This window comes from Plantactinospora sp. B5E13, assembly GCF_039871775.1.
GTDB lineage: Bacteria > Actinomycetota > Actinomycetes > Mycobacteriales > Micromonosporaceae > Plantactinospora.
Genome location: NZ_JBDPLT010000006.1, coordinates 186331 through 204561 on the forward strand (window position 1 = coordinate 186331; position 18231 = coordinate 204561).

The window sequence follows — 18231 nt, forward strand, 5'->3', positions numbered from 1 at the left end:
CACCCGGACCGGCGCGTGGTCCCCCGGGGCCCGGTGCGGAAGCGTCGGATCGGGCTGCGGACACGCCGGGTCGACGTCGACCCGGCGCCGGGTCGACCAGGGTCAGCGAGCCCGCTCCGGGTGATAGTAAGGTAATCCTTACCTAACCTCAACCGATTCGGATTTCCGCACAGCAGGACCCGTCCGAGCGGCGAACTAAGGTATACCTACCCTAATAAGATCGCCCCTCCGGTCGGTCCTACCCCTGAGCACAACAGACCCCTGAGCCAACGTGAGGACCGCGTGACAACTGACCAGGCAGCCCCGACCGGCCTCGGCCCGCCCCGGCCCGGCCCGTCGGCCCGCAGACCCACCGGCCCGCTGGCCATGCTGCTGGTCGCCACCGCCGTCCTGGTCGTCCTGTCACTGGTCTCCATCGCGGTCGGCAGCCGGTCCATCCCGCTCGACGAGGTGGTCCGGGCCCTGGTCGACCGGCACGCTCCCGGGATCGACCCGCAGATCGAGGCGATCATCTGGGGCGTGCGACTCCCCCGTACCCTGCTCGGCCTGCTGGTCGGCGCGGCGCTCGGGCTCTCCGGGGCGCTGATGCAGGGGCTGACCCGCAACCCGCTCGCCGACCCGGGCCTGCTCGGGGTGAGCGCCGGCGCCGCGCTCGGCATCGTCGTCGCGGTGGGCGGCTTCGGCATCGCCGCCATCTACGGCTACATCTGGTTCGCCTTCGTCGGCGCACTCGTCGCCAGCCTCGTCGTCTACTTCCTGGGTGGCCTCGGGCGGGGCGGCTCCACCCCGGTCAAGGTCGCGCTGGCCGGGGTTGCGATCACCTTCCTGCTCAACTCGGTGACCAACGCCGTCGTGCTGCGCGACCCCGAGTCGCTCAACCGCTACCGGTTCTGGGCGGCCGGTTCGCTCGCCGGACCGGACGGCACGACAGTGCTCCAGGTGCTGCCGTTCCTCGCGATCGGCACGGTCCTGGCGCTGGCCACCGCCCCCGCCCTGAACAGCCTCGCGCTCGGCGACGACGTCGCGACCGCGCTGGGCCGCCGGGTCCGGCTGGTCCGCCTCCAGGGCACCCTGGCGGTGACCCTGCTGGCCGGGGCCGCGGTCGCGGTCGCCGGCCCGATCGTCTTCGTCGGACTCGTCGTCCCGCACGTGGCCCGCCTGATCACCGGCCCCGACCACCGCTGGCTGCTGCCGCTCACCATGGTGCTGGCCCCGAGCCTGCTGCTGCTGGCCGACGTGGTCGGCCGGGTGGTCGCCCGGCCGGGCGAGGTCGGTGTCGGCATCATCGCCGCGTTCATCGGTGGGCCGTTCTTCATCGCGCTGGTCCGCCGGCGCCGGCTGGCGGAGCTGTGAGCCGGATGGGTCTGCTCGAACTGTCCCGGACCGCCGGCCGCACCACGTTCCGGCTCGCCCGGCCCGCGGTCTCCGGCGTGGTCCGCCCCCGGCTGCTGCTCTGCTGTGTCGGCGTCACCGCGCTGCTCTTCGTGGTCTTCTGCGTCGGCATCGCCACCGGCGACTACCCGGTCAGCCCGCTGCGGGTCGTACCCGCGCTGTTCGGCGCCGGCGACGCCGGCCAGGTCTTCATCGTCCAGGAGCTGCGCCTGCCCCGGGCACTGACCGCGGTGCTGGCCGGAGCCGCGTTCGGGGTCTCCGGCGCGATCTTCCAGACCATCACCCGCAACCCGCTGGCCAGTCCGGACATGATCGGCATCAACGCCGGCGCCACCACCGCCGTGGTGGCCGGAATCGTGCTCGGCGGGGGCGGACTGGCCCTGCCGCCACTCGGCCTGGCCGGCGGGCTGGCCACCGCCGGACTCATCTACCTGCTCGCCTGGCGACGCGGCGCGACCGGATACCGGATCGTCCTGGTCGGCATCGCGGTCTCCTGGATGTGCGCCAGCGCGACCGACTACCTGCTGACCCGGGCCCAACTGACCGAGGCGCAGAGCGCGGTCGGCTGGCTGGTCGGCAACCTCAACGGCCGGGGCTGGGAGAGCGTACGCCCGCTGACCGTCGCGGTGGTCGTCCTGCTGCCGGCGGCGATCCTGCTCGGCCGGTGGACCCGCACCCTGCACCTCGGCGACGACGTCGCCCGCGGCCTCGGCACCCCGGTCCAACTCGCCCGGCTCTGCCTGGTGCTGGTCGGCGTCGCGCTGGTCGCGTTCGCCACCGCGGCGACCGGTCCGGTGCTCTTCGTCGCCCTCGCCGCGCCGCAGATCGCCCAACGGCTCGCCGGGCTGCCCGCACCCCCGGTGGTCGCCAGCGCGCTGACCGGCGCGCTGATGGTCTCCGCCAGCGACCTGGTAGCCCGGTGGCTCATTCCCGACGTGGACCTGCCGGTCGGGGTGGTCACCGGGGCGCTCGGCGCCACGTTCCTGCTCTGGCTGCTCGTCCGGACCAACCGTGCCGGTTCTGGAGGTTGACGTGACCCTTCATCCGCTGCTGACCGGGACCGACCCGGCCACGCCCGCGTCGCTGACCGCTCCCCCGCCCACCCCCGCCGCCACGGTGCCGGCCGGAGCACACCCCGAACTGCGGGCTGAGGGCCTACGCCTGGCGTACGGCGACCGGGTCGTCGTCGACGACCTCGACCTGGTGGTCCCACCCGGGAAGATCAGTGTGATCGTCGGCGCCAACGCCTGCGGCAAGTCGACGCTGCTCCGGGCTCTGGCCCGGCTGCTCGACCCGACCGCCGGCAGCGTACGGCTCGACGGCCGGGCGATCCACACCCTGCCCACCCGGCAGGTGGCCCGCCAGGTCGGCATCCTGCCGCAGGCACCGGTCGCCCCGGACGGGCTGACCGTGCTCGACCTGGTCGGTCGCGGCCGGTCCCCGCACCAGACCTGGTGGCGGCAGTGGTCCACGGCGGACGAGACGGCGGTCGCCGAGGCGCTGGCCGCCACCGGCGTCACCGACCTGGCCGACCGTCCGGTCGACGAACTCTCCGGCGGGCAGCGGCAGCGGGCCTGGATCGCGATGGCGGTCGCCCAGCAGACCCCGGTGCTGCTGCTGGACGAGCCGACCACCTTCCTCGACCTGTCGCACCAGATCGACGTGCTCGACCTCGTGGTGGACCTGAACCGGCGGGACGGCCGGACCGTGGTGATGGTGCTGCACGACCTGAACCAGGCGTGCCGGTACGCCGACCACGTCATCGCGATGAAGGCCGGGCGGATCGTCGCCCAGGGGGCTCCGGCGGACGTGGTCACCGCGGACCTCGTCGAGGAGGTCTTCGACGTCCGCTGCGCGGTGACCGTCGACCCGCTGACCGGTACTCCCCTGGTCATCCCGACCAGCCGGCACCACACCGCTTCGGCGGGATGACCCGGCGGCGGGTGCTCGTCCGGCCCGGTCACGGCATCGGGTGCAGCCCCTCGTGGCGTACCGTCCAGCTGCCGTCGGTGGGAAAACCCGGCGTGGGGCGGCCGGCGTCGGCGTCGGCGCCCCGAGTCATCAGCGCGACCGCGGCGAGCAGCCCGCCGTTGCCGGGCAGGTAGATCGGCAGCAGGTCGGTCTGCCGGTTGTGTCCGTTGGGCAGGTACCCGTTCTTCTCCGCCGGGTGCAGCAGGGCGTCCAGCGCGGTCGCCGGCTCACCGAGCCGGGTCGCGGTCATCGCGATGGCCGGGTAGTCCCAGCCCCAGGTGGAGTCCCAGTTCCAGTCCGCCAGCACGGCGTGCAGGGTGGCCCGCATGATCTCCGGGTCGACCAGGTCCGTCGGCGGCACCACGCCGAGCGCGTAGAGCATCGACGGGTGGTCGTCCCGGACGGTGTACGGGGGCACGTCGATCGCGGTGTAGACGCCGTCCCGGACGTGCGGGCGGACCAGGTTGGCGGCGACCTTCTCCCAGGCCGGCTCGGGCGGCAGGCCGAGCAGTCGGCGCCAACGCTGGGCGACCCGCAGTCCCCACGCCCAGTACGCCAGCTCGAACGTCGGGTTGGTGGCCGTCGCCCGCAGCGAGGCGTACGACTCCTGGGCCGGGACCAGCGGCGGCCCAAGCTGGTATCCGCGAACGCCGCGGACCGGGTAGTCGGCCATGAAGGCCGCCGACTCCAGCACCACGTCGGCGTAGCGGCGGAGCGCGGTCGCCGAGTCCGTGGTGCGGCGGACCAGTTCGGCGAGGTAGATCGGGTGCGGCTGCTGCCAGATCAGGAACGTCCCGATCGGGCTGGGGCTCTCCCGGCCGTCGGGACCGACCTGTTTCGGCCACCGGGCCCCGGCGCAGCCCTGGCTCCGGGCGGTCTCCCGGGCCCGGGGCAGGATCCGGGCGTACCAGCCGAGGCTGCGTTCCAGCAGGTCGGCCCGACCCCAGAGCGGGAAGTGCGCGCCGTGCCACCAGTGCATCTCCAGGTGGAACCGGCCACGCCAGCTGTTCACCATCAGGCCGGTCTCCTGCGGCGGCAGGGATCCAGCGCAGTGCACCGCGGTGAGGTACTGGGAGAGCACCACCCGCCGCTCCAGTTCGGGGGCGCGCCCGTCGTGGCTGTCGGCCAGGTCGACGGCGCCGCCCCGGGACCAGAAGCCGGGCCAGTGCCGCCGGGACGCCGCCGCCACCGCGTCCCAGGACGGCAGTTCGGTCGGACGGGTGCCGGCGGCTCCCTCGCCAGCCGGGCCGACACCGACCGGAACGCCTCCAGCGCCGGGCGTGAAGCCGATGACCAGTTCCAGGACGCTCCGACCAGTGCTGACCAGGAACTCGTGTCGGTCGGTCCGGACGAACCGGGCCTCGGCCGAGGCTTCGACTCCCACCTCGTACGTCGTGTCGTCCAGCACCCGGCGCACCAGGTGCCCCCGGCCGGTGGGGTACGACGTCGACGTGTGCGCCTCCGGCCGGGACCAGTCCGCGGCGTTGTTCCACGCCTCGGCGCCGTACGGGAAGGCGATCCGGATCGCGAGGCCGTCGGCGAGCAGCCCGGACTCGATCCGCACCGCGAGGACGTCCCGGTCCGGGTGGCAGAGCGTCTCGACCCGTACCGGCGCGCCGGCCAGCCGGAACCGGCTGGTGATGGTGCCGCTCCAGAGGTCCAGCCGCTGGTGGAGGTCGGTCAGCTCGTCGGCCCGGGGAGCCCGTACCGGCCCGGCCGGGGCAACACCGTCGGCGGTTCCGGCGCCGGCCCGGGTCGGGTCGGCGGCCCGGCCGGTCAGCACCAGCCCGATCCGGCCGAGGTCGAGTCGGTGCGGGTTGTTACGCAGCCAGGACTCGGCGGCCGACTCCGGCGCCTCGCCGGTGCCGGTGACCTCGCCGCGCATGTCGACGTAGGGCACCGGACCGCGTGGGGTCTGGTATTCGCGGACGGTCTCCGCGAGGTCGTACCGCCGGGCGCCCGGCACGCTGTGCCAGCCCCACTGGGACTGGGTGGCGAGCAGCGTGCCGGGCGCGGCGTCGCCGTGCCCGGCCACCGGGTAGAGGTCCGGCAGGGTCTGCAGCCCGGTGACGTCGACGGTGTAACACAACTCGCCATTGCCCACCGACAGCGGCGCGGCCGGCAGGATGCGGGTGACCTCGACCGCGTGCCGGTCGACCAGCGCGCGCCGGTCGATTCCGGACCTCTCCCCGGTGTTGTTCACCTGCGGATCGCCGCCGCCACCTGCTTGATGAACTCGTCCGCCGCCTTGCCCACCGGCTGCCGGTTGAACAGCACCTCGGCGTTGAGCCGCTGCAGGATGCCGAGCGTGTCGGTCGAACCGGTCGGCCCGATCACCAGTGGCGGGCCGGCCAGCGGGCCGATCTTCTCGATGAACTTCGCCTGGGCGGCCTGGTCGGGGTCGAGTTCGGGGGTCACCGCGGCGAGCACGTCGTGGTTGGCCGGGATACCCCGGTCGGTGCGGACGAGTTTCCCGGCCTCCGGGCTGTTGATCAGGAAGTCGACGAACTTCGCCGCCTCCTTCGGGTGCTTGGTCCGGGCGTTGATGGTGTAGATCTGCGACGCCTGCAGCCACATGCCGGGGCGGCCGGCGCTCTCCCCCGGTGCCCGGAGCAGTTCCAGCGGCTTGCCGGAGGCCTTGCGCAGGGCGCCGAGCTGGTTGCTCCAGTCGAACTGCATGGCGGCGAGGCCACGGCCCATCAGGGTCTGCTCCGGTGCCGGCTGGCCCTCCAGTTCGGTGGTGAGCGAGGCCGGCGGGGCGGCGCCGGAGTCGCGCAGCCCGGTGGTCATGGTCCACCAGTCGACCAGGGTCTGCTTGGTGATCGCCACTGCGCCGTCCGGGGTGTAGAGGCCCTCGCCGCGCTGCCGGGAGTAGAGGTCGAGGGTGTCCGGCTTGGTCGGGTCGGCGACCGCGTAGGTGTCCTTCGGCGCCTTCGCCTTGATCTCGTTGGCGATCCGGACGAAGTCCTGCCAGGTCCAGGTGCTGTCGTCGGGCAGGGGCACGCCGGCGGCCTCGAAGACCGCCGGGTTGACCACGACCGCGAAGCTGTTGACGCCGGTCGGCACCCCGAACTGCTTGTCGTCGAACTTCCCGTTGCCCAGCGCGGCGGCGTCGATCTTGTCGGTCTTCAGGACGTCGCCGACCCTGGCCAGGTCGAGCAGGGCGCCCCGGCCGCCGTACTCTCGGGGGTAGGCGCCGCCAAGGGTGATCACGTCCGGCGCGTCACCGGCGGCGACCTCGGTGGCGAGCTTGTCGAAGTACGCGTTGAAGTCGGATGTGGAGCCGGTGACCCTGATGTCGGGATGCTGTGCCTGGAACGCCTCGATGATCTTCTGGGTGGTCGCCGCCCGGTCGTTGTTGCCCCACCAGGAGAAGCGCAACTGGACGGGGCCGCCGTCGCCGCCCGAGTCGCCACAGGCGGCGGTGGCCAACAGTGTCACGGCCGAGACGCAGACCGCCGCGAGGCGGTGTCGGAACGATCTGGCACTCATCGGAACTCCTTGGGGGATGGTGGGTTGAAACGGTTCAGTCACGGACAACAAGCGGTTCACTTCAGGCCGGTCGTCGCCAGCCCCTGGGTCAGGTAGCGCTGCCCGGCGAGGAAGAAGCCGAAGATCGGCGCGAGCCCGACGACGGACATGGCGAAGAGCTGCCCCCAGGCACTCTCGCCCTGGCCGTCGATGAACGACCGCAGCGCGACAGGGACGGTGTACAGGTCCGGGTTGGTCAGGAAGATGAGCTGGCTGAAAAAATCGTTCCAGGTCCAGATGAAGGTGAACAGGGCCGACGTGGCCAGCGCCGGCACGGAGAGCGGCATGATGATCCGCCAGTAGATCCCGAGGTGTCCGCAGCCGTCCAACCGGGCCGCCTCGTCCAACTCCCGGGGCAGACCCCGGATGAACTGCACCATCAGGAAGATGAAAAACGCGTCGGTGGCGAGGAACTTCGGCACGATCAACGGCAGCGTGGTGTTGATCCAGTCGAGCTGGGAGAAGAGCACGTACTGCGGGACGATCAGCACATGGATCGGCAGCATCAGCGTGGCGAGCATGGCGGCGAACAGGATCCTCCGCCCCCGGAACTCCAGCCGGGCGAACGCGTACGCCGCCAGCGAGCAGGAGAGCAGGTTGCCGACGATCGAGGCGATCGCGACCACCGCCGAGTTCCACAGGTAGTGCTGGAACGGCTTGCCCAGCGCGGTCCAGCCCTCGGTGTAGTTCGTCAGGTCGAACTCCCCGGGCCAGAGCGACGGGTCGCGGAAGATGACCTCCGTCGGCTTGAACGAACTGGAGAGCATCCAGAGCAACGGGTAGATCATCACCACGCCACAGACGATCAGCAGTGCGTGCTTGGCGACCCGACGCGTCGCCGAGCCACCGCCCCCCGGCCGTACGGCGTCCGAGGTCGTCGTGTCAGTCACCATAGAAGACCCATCGCTTGGCGAAGAGGAAGTTGAGACCGGTCAGCACGGCGATGATGACCAGCAGGACCCAGGCCATCGCCGAGGCGTAGCCCATCTCGAAGGAGCCGAAGCCCCGGTCGTACAGGTAGAGCGTGTAGAGCAGGGTCGAGTCGGCCGGTCCGCCGGAACCGCCACTGACCACGAACGCCTGGGTGAAGCTCTGGAAGGCGCCGATCATCTGCAGGATCATGTTGAAGAAGATGATCGGGGTCAGCAGCGGGATGGTGATCCGGAAGAACTGCGACAGTGTGCCGGCCCCGTCGACCGACGCCGCCTCGTAGTACATGCCCGGGATCTGGCGGAGCCCGGCCAGGAAGATCACCATCGGCGCGCCGAACGTCCAGGCGTTCAGCACCACCAGGGTGCCGAGGGCGAAGTCCGGATGCGCCACCCAACTGGTGCCCTCGATGCCGAACAGCCCGAGCACCTGGTTGATCAGTCCGTCGCTGCCGAAGATCTGCCGCCACAGGATCGCGATCGAGACGCTTCCGGCCAGCAGCGACGGCAGGTAGTACACCGACCGGTAGAAGCTCAGGCCCCGGACGCCCCGGTTGAGCAGCAGCGCCAACCCGAGGGCCAACGCCAGCTGCAGCGGCACCGAGACGAAGACGTACTGGAAGGTGACCAGCAGCGACTTGTGCAGCCGGGGATCCTCCAGCATCCGCTGGTAGTTCTCCCACCCCCGCCACTGCGGCGGACTCAGCAGCGTGTAGTCGGTGAAGGAGAGGTACAGCGAGGCCAGGATCGGTCCGATGGTGAAGACCACCATGCCGACGATCCACGGCGCGAGGAAGCCGTACGCCACCCGGTTCTCGTGGCGCCGGAGACCGGCCTGCCGTGCTCCGTCCGACCGCCGGAGCCGGACCGCCGCACCGGCCGCCGGGGACGGCGTCGGAGGTACGGGTTCCGACACCGGATCGGAGAGACGTGTGCCCATGCGATCGCTCATCAGAGCACCCTTCGGGATATGTCGCGAGTGGAGGATCGACCGTGCGCGCGTCGTACCCGCAGGGCCCACACCCGGGCTGAGTAACCAGTTTCTAACAAAGCCAACATCAACTGTCAACGACTCGACCACAAGTCGACTAGCTGTGAAAACGTCGTGACAGCAGCCCGGAAAGGGCACAGGAAACCGGTTGCCACCAAGATCGGGTAACCGGTATCTTCGGTGGCCGCACGGCGTTCCGCAAGACGCCGAGGGCCACCACCCGGGCCACCGACCAGACCTGTGTCACCGCCGGGCACCGGATCCGTCGCGCCGGAGGCCGGGCCGGTGGTGACCCACGCCCGCACCGGGTCCCCGGCTGACCGGGTGGCAGGCGACGTGCCGGCGCATGGGGAGAGTCGAGATGAGCCTGACCGGCAAACGTCCCACCGGATCGGACCGGCCGGTGCCGCGTACGTCCGGCCGGGGCCGCACCGGCGCGGACCGTGCCCCGGCGACGATCGGCCGGGTCGCCGAGGCGGCCGGGGTGTCCCGGGCGACGGTGTCCCGGGTGATGAACGGCAGCCCCACCGTCGCCCCCGACCTCGCCGCCCGGGTCCGAGCGGTCGCGGAGGCGATGGACTACCAGCCCAGTCCGGTCGCCCGCAGCCTGGCCCTCGGCCGGACCAGTACGGTGTCGCTGATCGTGCCGGATCTGGCCAACCCGATGTTCCAGGACGTGCTGCGCGGCCTCAGTCAGGCGGCCGGGACGTACGGTCACCGTCTGCTGGTCGCCGAGTCCAACGAGAACGTCGCGGAGGAGGCGATCCTCGCCGTCGAGGCCCGACGCCGCTCGGACGGTCTGGTTCTCGCCTCGTCCCGGGTCCCCGAGCCGGAACTCCGCGCACTCAGCGAACGCCTCGCCCCACTGGTGCTGCTCAACCGGGAACTGCCGGGCAGCACCGTGCCGTCGCTGTCGGTCGACTACGCCGCCGGGATCAACGCGATCGTCGAGCACCTGCGCGAACTCGGCCACCGACGCCTGGCCTACCTGGCCGGCCCACCCGCCAGCACCTCAGACCGGGACCGGCGGGTGGCGCTGCGGACGGCCTGGGCCACCGACCCCGGTTGTCAGCTGTCCGAACTGGACTGCGGCTCCACCTTCGACGACGGACACGCGGCGGCCCGGGCGGTGGTCGGCACCGGCGCCACCGCCGTCGTCGCGTTCAACGACATGGTGGCCTTCGGGGCGATGAGCGGACTGCACGAACTCGGGCTCGCCGTACCCGGGGACATCTCCGTCACCGGCTTCGACGACATCCCGTTCGCCCGCTACACCAACCCGCCGCTGACCACCGCCTCGATCCCCCGCAACGAGCTGGGCCGGCAGGCCTGGGACCGGCTGTGGGCACTGCTCGACGGCGGCCCCGCCGGGCACAACGTCCGTTTCCAACCCCGACTGCTGGTCCGGGAGAGCACCGGGCCCGCGCCGACCAGCGACTAGGAGCAGCAGTGGACTGGATCAGGGTCGAGGGCGACCGGCTCGTCGACGGGACCGGCCGGACCGTGACACTGCACGGTGTCGGACTCGGTGGCTGGCTGAACATGGAGAACTTCATCACCGGCTACCCCGGCACCGAGTCGCAGCAGCGGCGGGCCCTGTACGCGGCCCTCGGCGCCGAGGCCTACCGGCGGTTCTTCGACCGCTTCCTGACCGACTTCTTCGCCGAGTCCGACGCCGGATATCTCGCCTCGCTCGGCCTCAACTCGGTCCGGGTGCCGTTCAACTACCGGCATTTCGAGGACGACGACCGGCCGTTCGAGTTGAAGGAGGAGGGGTTCCGCCGGCTCGACCGGGTCGTCGACCTGTGCGCCGAGGCCGGCCTCCACACCATCCTCGACCTGCACGCGGTGCCCGGACACCAGAACCAGAACTGGCACAGCGACAACCCGACCCACTGGGCGCACTTCTGGACCCACCGGCACTTCCAGGACCGGGTCGTGCACCTGTGGGAGGCGCTCGCCGACCGGTACCGGGACAACCCGGCGGTCGCCGGCTACAACCCGGTCAACGAACCTGCCGACGCCTCCGGCGAGGTCATCGGCCCGTTCTACGAACGGCTGGAGCGGGCGATCCGGGCGGTCGACCCCCGGCACGTGCTCTTCCTCGACGGCAACCGCTACTCCACCGACTTCTCGATGTTCACCGAGCCGTACGACAACACCGTCTACACCGCACACGACTACGCGCTGCCCGGCATCGCCGCCGGCAGTGAGTACCCGGGGACGACCCGGGGCGAGTACTTCGACCGCGCGGTGGTCGAGCGGTCGTTCCTGCGGCGTACCGAGTTCATGCGACGTACCGGCACCCCGATCTGGATCGGCGAGTTCGGGCCGGTCTACACCGGCGAGCCGGAGCGGGACGCCCAGCGGTACCAACTGCTCCGCGACCAACTCGAGATCTACGCCGCGCACGGGGCGAGCTGGGCACTCTGGACGTACAAGGACATCGGGCTGCAGGGCCTGGTGTACGCCGATCCGGACAGCCCGTACCTGCGGCGGATCGCCCCGGTGCTGGCGAAGAAGAAGCGGCTCGGCGCGGACTCCTGGGGCGGGGTGGACCGGGAGGTACGCCATCTCCTCGATCCGGTCGAGGCGCTGTTCGACGAGGAGTTCCCGGACTTCGACCCGTACCCCTGGGGTCGGAAGGCCTGGATCAACCTGCTGGTCCGCAACATCCTGCTGGCCGAGCCGCTCGTGCGGGACTTCGGCCGCGCCTTCGCGGACGTCACCCCGGACGAGGCGGAGACGCTCGCCGGATCGTTCGCCTACGACGGTTGCGTACGCCGGGAGCGGCTGGCCGAGACGCTGCGCAGTCACCTGGCCAGGTAGCTCTCTGGTGCGGTAGGTGGGCGGGTGGCTCCGGTGCGGTGGTTCGCCGGGTGACCCGGTCGACTCACGGTTTCGCGCCACATCACCCGCCGCGACCACCTGATCTCACCCGGTGCTCCCATCCTGGTCCGCAGAGCCCCGCCGCCACCCTGTCCGTCCGGTATCGAGGGTGGCGGTCGGCACACCGACCAGGAGGTACCCATGCCGCACATCCGACCGGTACGCCCGCCCGTCGCACGCGGACGCCGCCGGGGCGTCGTCGCCCTGGCGGCGGCGCTGCTCGCCGGCGCCCTGCCCACACTCGCCCCGTCCCCGGCCCAGGCCATCGTCGGCGGCAACCCGGTCGTCGACGGTGACCTGCGGTTCGTGGCCGAGGTCCGCAACACCGCCGTCGGCGGTCTCTGCACCGGCTCGCTCGTCCACCCCAGTTTTGTGCTCACCGCCGCGCACTGCGCGGCACCCACCTCGGTCGGTGACGTGAGCGTCCGGATCGGGAACACCGTCTCCGGCACCGGTGGCGAGGTCCGCCGGATCGCCCGGATCGCGAGCCACCCGCAGTACGTCGGCGGGCACAACGACCTCGCGGTGCTCGAACTCAGCTCGCCGGTGACCAGCATCGCCCCGGTGCGGCTGGCGAAACCGGTCGAGGGTGCCCTGTGGGACGGCTACCAGGCGGGCCCCTTCACCCAGTACGACCAGGGCATCGCCACCGGCTGGGGCCGGGACGGCTCGGGCGGCCTGCCCAACCGGCTCCAGTTCGTCGGGGTGTTCATCACCCCGCCGCAGCCCGACAGCCTCGGCATCAAGCGGATCATGGTGGACCGTGGGCCGTGCCAGGGTGACAGCGGCGGCCCGCTGCTGGTCTCCGCCGGCGGCACGCTGGTACAGGCGGGCGTGCTCAAGGGGGCGAGCTGTACGGGTGCCGCCTCCTACAGCGAGGTCGGCGCGGGCGGGAACCACATCTGGGTACTCAGCAAACTCCCGGCGATGCCCTACACCCCGTTCGGGGCGCTCGACTGGGACGGCGACGGCCACCAGGACATCGTCACCCGGGAGAACACCACCGGTGACCTGTGGCTCTACCCGGGCGAGAGCCGCCGCGGCCTGTCGACGACCCCACGGGTGCGGATCGGCAACGGCTGGAACGGCTACACCTTCTTCGGCGCGGCCGACTGGGACGGCGACGGCCACCAGGACATCCTCACCCGCAACGACACCACAGGTGACCTGTGGCTCTACCCCGGCCAGAGCCGACGCGGCTACTCCAGCCTCGCACCGGTACGGTTGACCACGGGTCTGGCCGGTCACACCCCGTTCGGGGTGACGGACTGGGACGGCGACGGCCACCGGGACCTCGTCGTCCGGCAGGACGGCAACGGCAGCCTCCTGTTGCAACCCGGTACGGGTTCGCGTGCTCCGCTAACCACGGCACGGGTACAGATCGGCGTCGGCTGGAACGCGTACAGCCCGTACGGACTGACCGACTGGGACGGCGACGGCCACCGGGACGTTGTCGCCCGGGACAACGACACCGGCGACCTGTGGCTCTACCCGGGCGAAAGCCGCCGCGGCATGTCGACGACCCCACGGGTGCGGATCGGCAACGGCTGGACCGGCTACACCCTCTTCGGTGCCGTCGACTGGGACCGTGACGGCCACCAGGACGTCGTCACCCGCAACAACACCACCGGCGACCTGTGGCTCTACCCGGGCGAGAGCCGCCGCGGCATGTCGACGACCCCGCCGGTCCGGATCGGCTGGGGCTGGTAGCCACGCTGGTCCCCCGGACAGGTCAGCGCGACGACGGTGGGCCGCCGTGCCGGGGGTTCGGCACGGCGGCCCACCGTCGTGGATCACTTCGCAACGGGTATGGCGACCTCGGGACCCGTTCCACCGATCGGGTGCGACGGGCCGGAGCACGGGTCGGACGGCCCTGAGGTCGGGTGGACCGTCAGGTGTCGCCGATCAGTGGCCTCAAGGCCGCACAGTGGTTCTGGTAGGCCGTCTGCCCTGCCCGGGTTATCCGGTAGGTCGTGCCACCTCCTCGGCCGTAACCGACCTCCGTCGAGCTGACGTAGCCGGCGGACTCCAGGGTGGACATCTGTCGGGAGAGGTCCGAATCGCTGATCCGCAGGTGTTCCTTCAGAAACCGAAACGTGACGGTGGGCGCGTTGGCCAGTGCGGCCATGGCCGCCAGGCGCTTGGGCACGTGGATGACCGGATCCAGCCCGTCGATCATGACAGACGCGCCCGAGTCCTGGCGGCGGGCCCGGCATAACGGCGCTCGTAGCCGGTTAGGCGTACCACCACGGTGTGGCCGGGCCGCTCTCGCGAGTAGAGGCTGGCCCACCGGCCGGGCCCCTTGTCGGGACCCCGACACCGGGTCGCTCCGTGCCAGGCGGGCAACAACCTTCATCGCGGTGACCGGCACCGACCCATGGCGCACCACCGACAAGAGCGGGACATCGACGGTGGCGACACGCTGTTACGGTTCGGATACCGGACAGCGTCGGGGGGGGGACGAGGATGACCGAGTCGATACAGGTCAGGCCGGAACTGCTACGCCAGACCGGGCAGATTCCCTGCCAACTCGCGGCCGAGCTGCGCGGTGTCCGGGACCGGTGGAACACGGTCGTCGGCTCGCCGGGCGACGCCCTCGGCCTGGTGGAGGTGGCCACCGCCTTCGACAACCTGCACGACCGGTGGTACGACGAGCTCTCGGTACACATTCGGCTGCTCGAGGAGTTGTGTCGGGGTGTTGTCCTCTCCGCCGACGAGTACACGACCAGCGACGACAACGCGTCCACCCGGCTCGGCGACGACGACCCGGCCAAGAAGGTGTGAGCCGTCATGACCACGACCGACTACGTCCAGGTCAGCACACTGATCAACCGATTACGGCAGGTCCTCGAGGCGCTCAACCCGGCCAACGCGGTCAGCGCCGTGGTCACCGTCATCGGCATGGTGTCCGAGCCGCCCCCGGGTGACCCGGACCGGATCGAGGAGTTCGCCACCGCCTTCGCCGTGGCCGCCGGCGACGTCGGGCCGGTCGCCACCGACGTGCAGCGGCTCGGCACGCAGAGGCTCCCGGAGATCTGGCGGGGTGTGGCCGGGGTCAGCGCCGCCGAGCTGATGATCGCCACCGGCCGGCTGGTCGAACAGACCACACCACAGTTCACCCGGACCAGAGGCGCACTCGAGGCGTACGCCGCCGAACTACGGACCCTGCGTACCCAGCACGCCGATTTGCACGCGGCGCTGCACGACGCCTGGCGGGACGCCACCCACATCGCCGGGTTTCCGGTCCCGGACCCGACCGCCCTGGACGACCTGGCCCGCAGTCTGGCCCAACTCATCGCCGGTTGTATCGAGGTGTACGACCGGTACGTCGTCGCGGGTGACGCGCTCGCGATCGCACTGGGCGACGTCGCCGGAAAGGCCCGGGCCGGCGCGATGGCCGACTCGAACCTGCCACCGGCGACAATCGTGCTCACCACCGGCAGCGGCGTCGACGGCAGCCTCAACGGAGACAATGCGATCCTCGCCGGCGCTCAGGCGACCCGGGCCGCCGACCGGTACGGCCAACTCGGTCCGGAGGACCGTAAACGCTTCGACGAACTGCTCAGTCAGGCGCCCAGCCAGGCCCACCGGGCGTACCTGCTCAAGGCACTCGCCGCCGGCCATCCGATCGACGACGTGGTGGCGTTCGGCCGGACCATCAACGGCCGGACCGAGTCCTGGCTGCACCAGCACCTGAGCCTGGTCAACCCCGGCCAGACCGGCACCGCCATGTACGACGGTAAGAGGCTGGATCAGTACAACGGCGTGACCTGCGGATCGATGACCACGGTGGTCCTGCGGTCCATGGCCGATCCGCTGTACGCGCTTCACCTGACCACCGGTGGTCAGCCCGACAATTCAGAACTCACCAATATCGAGGCGGTGCAGCGGCGACTCGAAGAGGAGCAGCAGGCCACCTACGAGCGGTCCACCCGAAACTGGCCTCCGCAGCTCGGCACTCCGCCGTGGGGACTGATCGGCGAACTCAACAGCCACGCCGACACCCTCGGCACCGAGTACGAGTTCCGGCTCGTCGACGACACCGACGCCGGCAGCGTCAACCCGGCGCTGCGGGACGCGGTGACCGCCGTCAACGCCGGGCACACCGTACCGGTGCTGGTCGGCGACTCGTATCCGGCGCACTACGTGCTACTCATCGGCCACGAGGGCTCGGATCTGGTCGTCTACAACCCTGGCAACGGGCAGGTGGGCCGGGTGGGCCAGGACGACTTCCGCAACGGCAACCTCGGCGCGGCAGCGGGTTTCCGGCACGCCAACGGTGTGGCACTGCCCAGCTAGGCCGGCCGGTTGACCACTAACGAACCGACGGGTTCGGAGCCGCACCGCCGGTGTGGCTGGAATCCAGCTCCAGATAGGTCCCGTCCTCCTCGACCGGATCTGGATCGCCCGGCCGCTCGATACAGCTCCCGCCCACGGCCAGGCCTGGTGGCACGTCGGCGAACGGATTCGCCGGGTCGCGACGATTCGGCGCGCGAAGCTCGACCGAAGCGCTGCCCTTCCCGTTCGACCACACCTCGGCCCGCAGATCCAGGAACAGTCCCACCCCGGACGTCACCTTGTACGCGAAGACGACAAATTCACGTTCGCCCTCTTCGAGGGCACATCGGGTGTGCAGCACTGTCCAGCCAGCATCGCGAACCGACTGCAGCAACGCGCCGACCCGCGACTCTGCTTCCGCGCTGGAGATGCCCCCAGGAACCGGCGCCTGCCAGGTGGCGAGCCCGGCGCTCGCCTCCGACCGCCGCCAACTGGTGTCGTTGATCTCCCACCCCGGACGGACCCGGACCGGCTTCTCCGCGTCGGCGAAGATCGGGTCCGCGGCCAGTAGCTCGGCCCGTTCGTTATCCACTTTGCTCTCTCCGAGCCGCCCCGGACATCCGGTGAGCAGCCCGAGGACCAGGACCAGGCCCGCCAGTCGGAGACCACGGCCCACCCCGTCAACCAGCACCGCCCCATGGTGGCGTACCGGCTCAACCGGGGCGACCCGCCGCACCCGAGTCCCGTAGCCGCAACAACGGGATCCGGGGGCGTCCGACGGTCCGTCGTCCAGCCGACCAGCGGGCCGGTCGCAGCCGCGCCGCCAGTGTCCAGAGCACCAGGGCCACGTCCAACAGCGCACCGGCGACCTTGGTCTTTGTCACCAGTCCGAGGCTGTCCGGCAGGGTGAGCAGCACCAAACCCGCCGAGCCGGCGTCGACCAGGTCGCCGAGTCGTCCCGGCCGCTTCGGCGCGGTGGCCAGCACGGCGACACCGGCGAGCGCGTACCAGGCGTAGAAGACCGGACCGAGCAGGGCGGTGGCCAGCAGGGCCAGTCCGGCGGCGGGGACGGCGGCGCCCGGTCCGCCGCGTACCGCCCGGCGGAGCAGCAGCACCAGGACGGTCGCGAGGGCCACCAGTCCGGCCGCCCGGGCGGCGGTGACGGCGTCGCCGAAGAGATCGGGGCGGCCCGCGACCCTGAGTCCGTAGCCGACCGCCATGCCGATCCCGGTCGGGATCGACGACCACTGGACGTTGCCGGCGGTCGCCGACCAGCCGTGCAGGAACCCGAACCCGTGCCCGGTCAGCATCGCGAGCAGCCCGAAGGTCCCGCTGGTCGCGCCGAGCACGACCAGGCCGGCGGCAAGCCGACGCCGGCCGGTCCGGGCCCACGGTACGACGGCGACCGCGAACGGTACGACCACCAGCGTGGTCGCCTTGACCGAGGCGGCCGCACCGAAGGCGGCACCGGCGAGCACCAACCGGGTCGGTACGGTCACCCGTTCGGTGGCGGCCGCCGCCAGCCCGGCGACGACCAGCCCGGCCAGCAGCGCGTCGTTGTGTGCGCCGGAGACGACGTGGACCAGGGTCAACGGGCTGATCGCGGCGAGCCAGCCGACCCGGGCCGGGTCGCCGCCGCACCGGCGGGCCAGCCGGGTGCCGGCGACGACCGCGAGCAGGGTGCCGCCGATCGCGACCAGCCGCAGCACGGTCAGGGCGACCGGCAGTCCGCCGGCACCGAGGAGGCCGGCGGAGGCGGCGAGGCGCTCCACCACCAACCAGAGCGGGCCGTACGGGCTGACGCTGTCCCGCCAGGTCGGGGAGACGTGCTCCAGCCACCGACAGGGCAGCGCGGCCGGCCCGGACCGGTACGGGTCGAGTCCGGCCGCGACGAGTTCACCCTGGCAGGCGTACGCGTAGCTGTCGTGGCTGCCGAGCGGTGGTGCCAGTAGCAGGGGCAGGGCCCAGAGTGTGCCGGTGACCAGCAGCCACCGGAGGTCGGTGACGGTCCGCAGCCGCCACCAGACGGCGAGCAGCCCGCCGACGCCGGCCGTCCAGAGCGCGACGCCGAGGATCCAGCCCGGTCCGCGTGAAGACGGCGTACCGGCGAGGTGGGCACTCGTCGCCATCGCGGTGGCGCCAACCAGACCCAGCCAGCGCAGCCCGGCCGGCGTCGCGGAGCCCTGCATGGGGGCATCGTGGCCGGGGCGGGTGAAGGCCCCGGGCGGGACAGGCTACCGGCCGACGAAC

15 protein-coding genes are annotated in these 18231 nt (G+C 71.4%); 8 read left to right on the forward strand and 7 right to left on the reverse strand.

Translation table 11 applies throughout. The features are described from left to right. Positions 1–282 precede the first annotated feature (282 nt). From ABGB05_RS08195 to ABGB05_RS08205, 3 genes are all read left to right on the forward strand, one after another. Positions 283–1353, forward strand: a complete 1071-nt coding sequence (locus ABGB05_RS08195; protein WP_347652586.1) for an iron chelate uptake ABC transporter family permease subunit — start codon at positions 283–285, stop codon at positions 1351–1353. A gap of 5 nt (positions 1354–1358) precedes the next feature. Next, complete coding sequence (locus ABGB05_RS08200; protein WP_347652587.1) at positions 1359–2423, forward strand: iron chelate uptake ABC transporter family permease subunit; 1065 nt, start codon at positions 1359–1361, stop codon at positions 2421–2423. 109 nt (positions 2424–2532) lie between these two features. Beyond that, entirely contained in the window at positions 2533–3324 is a 792-nt protein-coding gene (locus ABGB05_RS08205; protein ID WP_347652647.1) for an ABC transporter ATP-binding protein, read from the forward strand. A gap of 28 nt (positions 3325–3352) precedes the next feature. Here the strand turns inward: ABGB05_RS08205 and ABGB05_RS08210 are convergent, their stop codons facing one another. The 4 genes from ABGB05_RS08210 to ABGB05_RS08225 are packed head-to-tail and all read right to left on the reverse strand — an operon-like array spanning position 3353 to position 8775. Continuing rightward, positions 3353–5566 (reverse strand): hypothetical protein, encoded by a 2214-nt coding sequence (locus tag ABGB05_RS08210; RefSeq protein WP_347652588.1) that lies wholly within the window; start codon positions 5564–5566, stop codon positions 3353–3355. Next, positions 5563–6855, reverse strand: coding sequence for a sugar ABC transporter substrate-binding protein (locus tag ABGB05_RS08215; protein WP_347652589.1), 1293 nt, complete (start codon positions 6853–6855; stop codon positions 5563–5565). The genes ABGB05_RS08210 and ABGB05_RS08215 overlap by 4 nt, the downstream gene beginning before the upstream one ends. Positions 6856–6911: 56 nt before the next feature. Next, positions 6912–7784 (reverse strand): carbohydrate ABC transporter permease, encoded by an 873-nt coding sequence (locus ABGB05_RS08220; protein WP_347652590.1) that lies wholly within the window; start codon positions 7782–7784, stop codon positions 6912–6914. Beyond that, positions 7777–8775 (reverse strand): sugar ABC transporter permease, encoded by a 999-nt coding sequence (locus ABGB05_RS08225; RefSeq protein WP_347652591.1) that lies wholly within the window; start codon positions 8773–8775, stop codon positions 7777–7779. The genes ABGB05_RS08220 and ABGB05_RS08225 overlap by 8 nt, the downstream gene beginning before the upstream one ends. Before the next feature lie 400 nt (positions 8776–9175). Between ABGB05_RS08225 and ABGB05_RS08230 the strand changes: the two genes are divergently transcribed. The 3 genes from ABGB05_RS08230 (at position 9176) to ABGB05_RS08240 (ending at position 13413) form a co-directional block, all read left to right on the forward strand. Then, positions 9176–10255: a LacI family DNA-binding transcriptional regulator gene (locus ABGB05_RS08230; protein WP_347652592.1), complete on the forward strand. Its 1080-nt coding sequence runs from the start codon at positions 9176–9178 to the stop codon at positions 10253–10255. 8 nt (positions 10256–10263) lie between these two features. Continuing rightward, positions 10264–11643 carry a cellulase family glycosylhydrolase gene (locus ABGB05_RS08235; RefSeq protein ID WP_347652593.1) on the forward strand — a complete coding sequence of 460 codons (1380 nt, stop codon included), beginning with the start codon at positions 10264–10266 and terminating at the stop codon, positions 11641–11643. Positions 11644–11844: 201 nt separating this feature from the next. Further along, positions 11845–13413 carry a trypsin-like serine protease gene (locus tag ABGB05_RS08240; RefSeq protein WP_347652594.1) on the forward strand — a complete coding sequence of 523 codons (1569 nt, stop codon included), beginning with the start codon at positions 11845–11847 and terminating at the stop codon, positions 13411–13413. Between the two features lie 181 nt (positions 13414–13594). On the opposite strand, the gene ABGB05_RS08245 is transcribed toward ABGB05_RS08240, so the two are convergent. Beyond that, positions 13595–13882 carry a transcriptional regulator gene (locus ABGB05_RS08245; RefSeq protein ID WP_347652595.1) on the reverse strand — a complete coding sequence of 96 codons (288 nt, stop codon included), beginning with the start codon at positions 13880–13882 and terminating at the stop codon, positions 13595–13597. Positions 13883–14169: 287 nt separating this feature from the next. On the opposite strand from ABGB05_RS08245, the gene ABGB05_RS08250 reads away from it, so the two are divergent. Both ABGB05_RS08250 and ABGB05_RS08255 read left to right on the forward strand, forming a co-directional pair. Beyond that, the gene (locus tag ABGB05_RS08250; protein WP_347652596.1) at positions 14170–14487 is read left to right on the forward strand and encodes a hypothetical protein; all 318 of its coding nucleotides are present in this window, start codon (positions 14170–14172) and stop codon (positions 14485–14487) included. Between the two features lie 6 nt (positions 14488–14493). Then, positions 14494–16002 (forward strand): hypothetical protein, encoded by a 1509-nt coding sequence (locus tag ABGB05_RS08255; RefSeq protein WP_347652597.1) that lies wholly within the window; start codon positions 14494–14496, stop codon positions 16000–16002. A 16-nt stretch (positions 16003–16018) separates the two neighbouring features. On the opposite strand, the gene ABGB05_RS08260 is transcribed toward ABGB05_RS08255, so the two are convergent. Together ABGB05_RS08260 and mptB are read right to left on the reverse strand one after the other, a co-directional pair. After that, positions 16019–16672: a hypothetical protein gene (locus ABGB05_RS08260; protein ID WP_347652598.1), complete on the reverse strand. Its 654-nt coding sequence runs from the start codon at positions 16670–16672 to the stop codon at positions 16019–16021. Between the two features lie 22 nt (positions 16673–16694). Further along, positions 16695–18170 carry a polyprenol phosphomannose-dependent alpha 1,6 mannosyltransferase MptB gene (gene mptB / locus ABGB05_RS08265; protein ID WP_347652599.1) on the reverse strand — a complete coding sequence of 492 codons (1476 nt, stop codon included), beginning with the start codon at positions 18168–18170 and terminating at the stop codon, positions 16695–16697. Between the last annotated feature and the right edge of the window lie 61 nt (positions 18171–18231).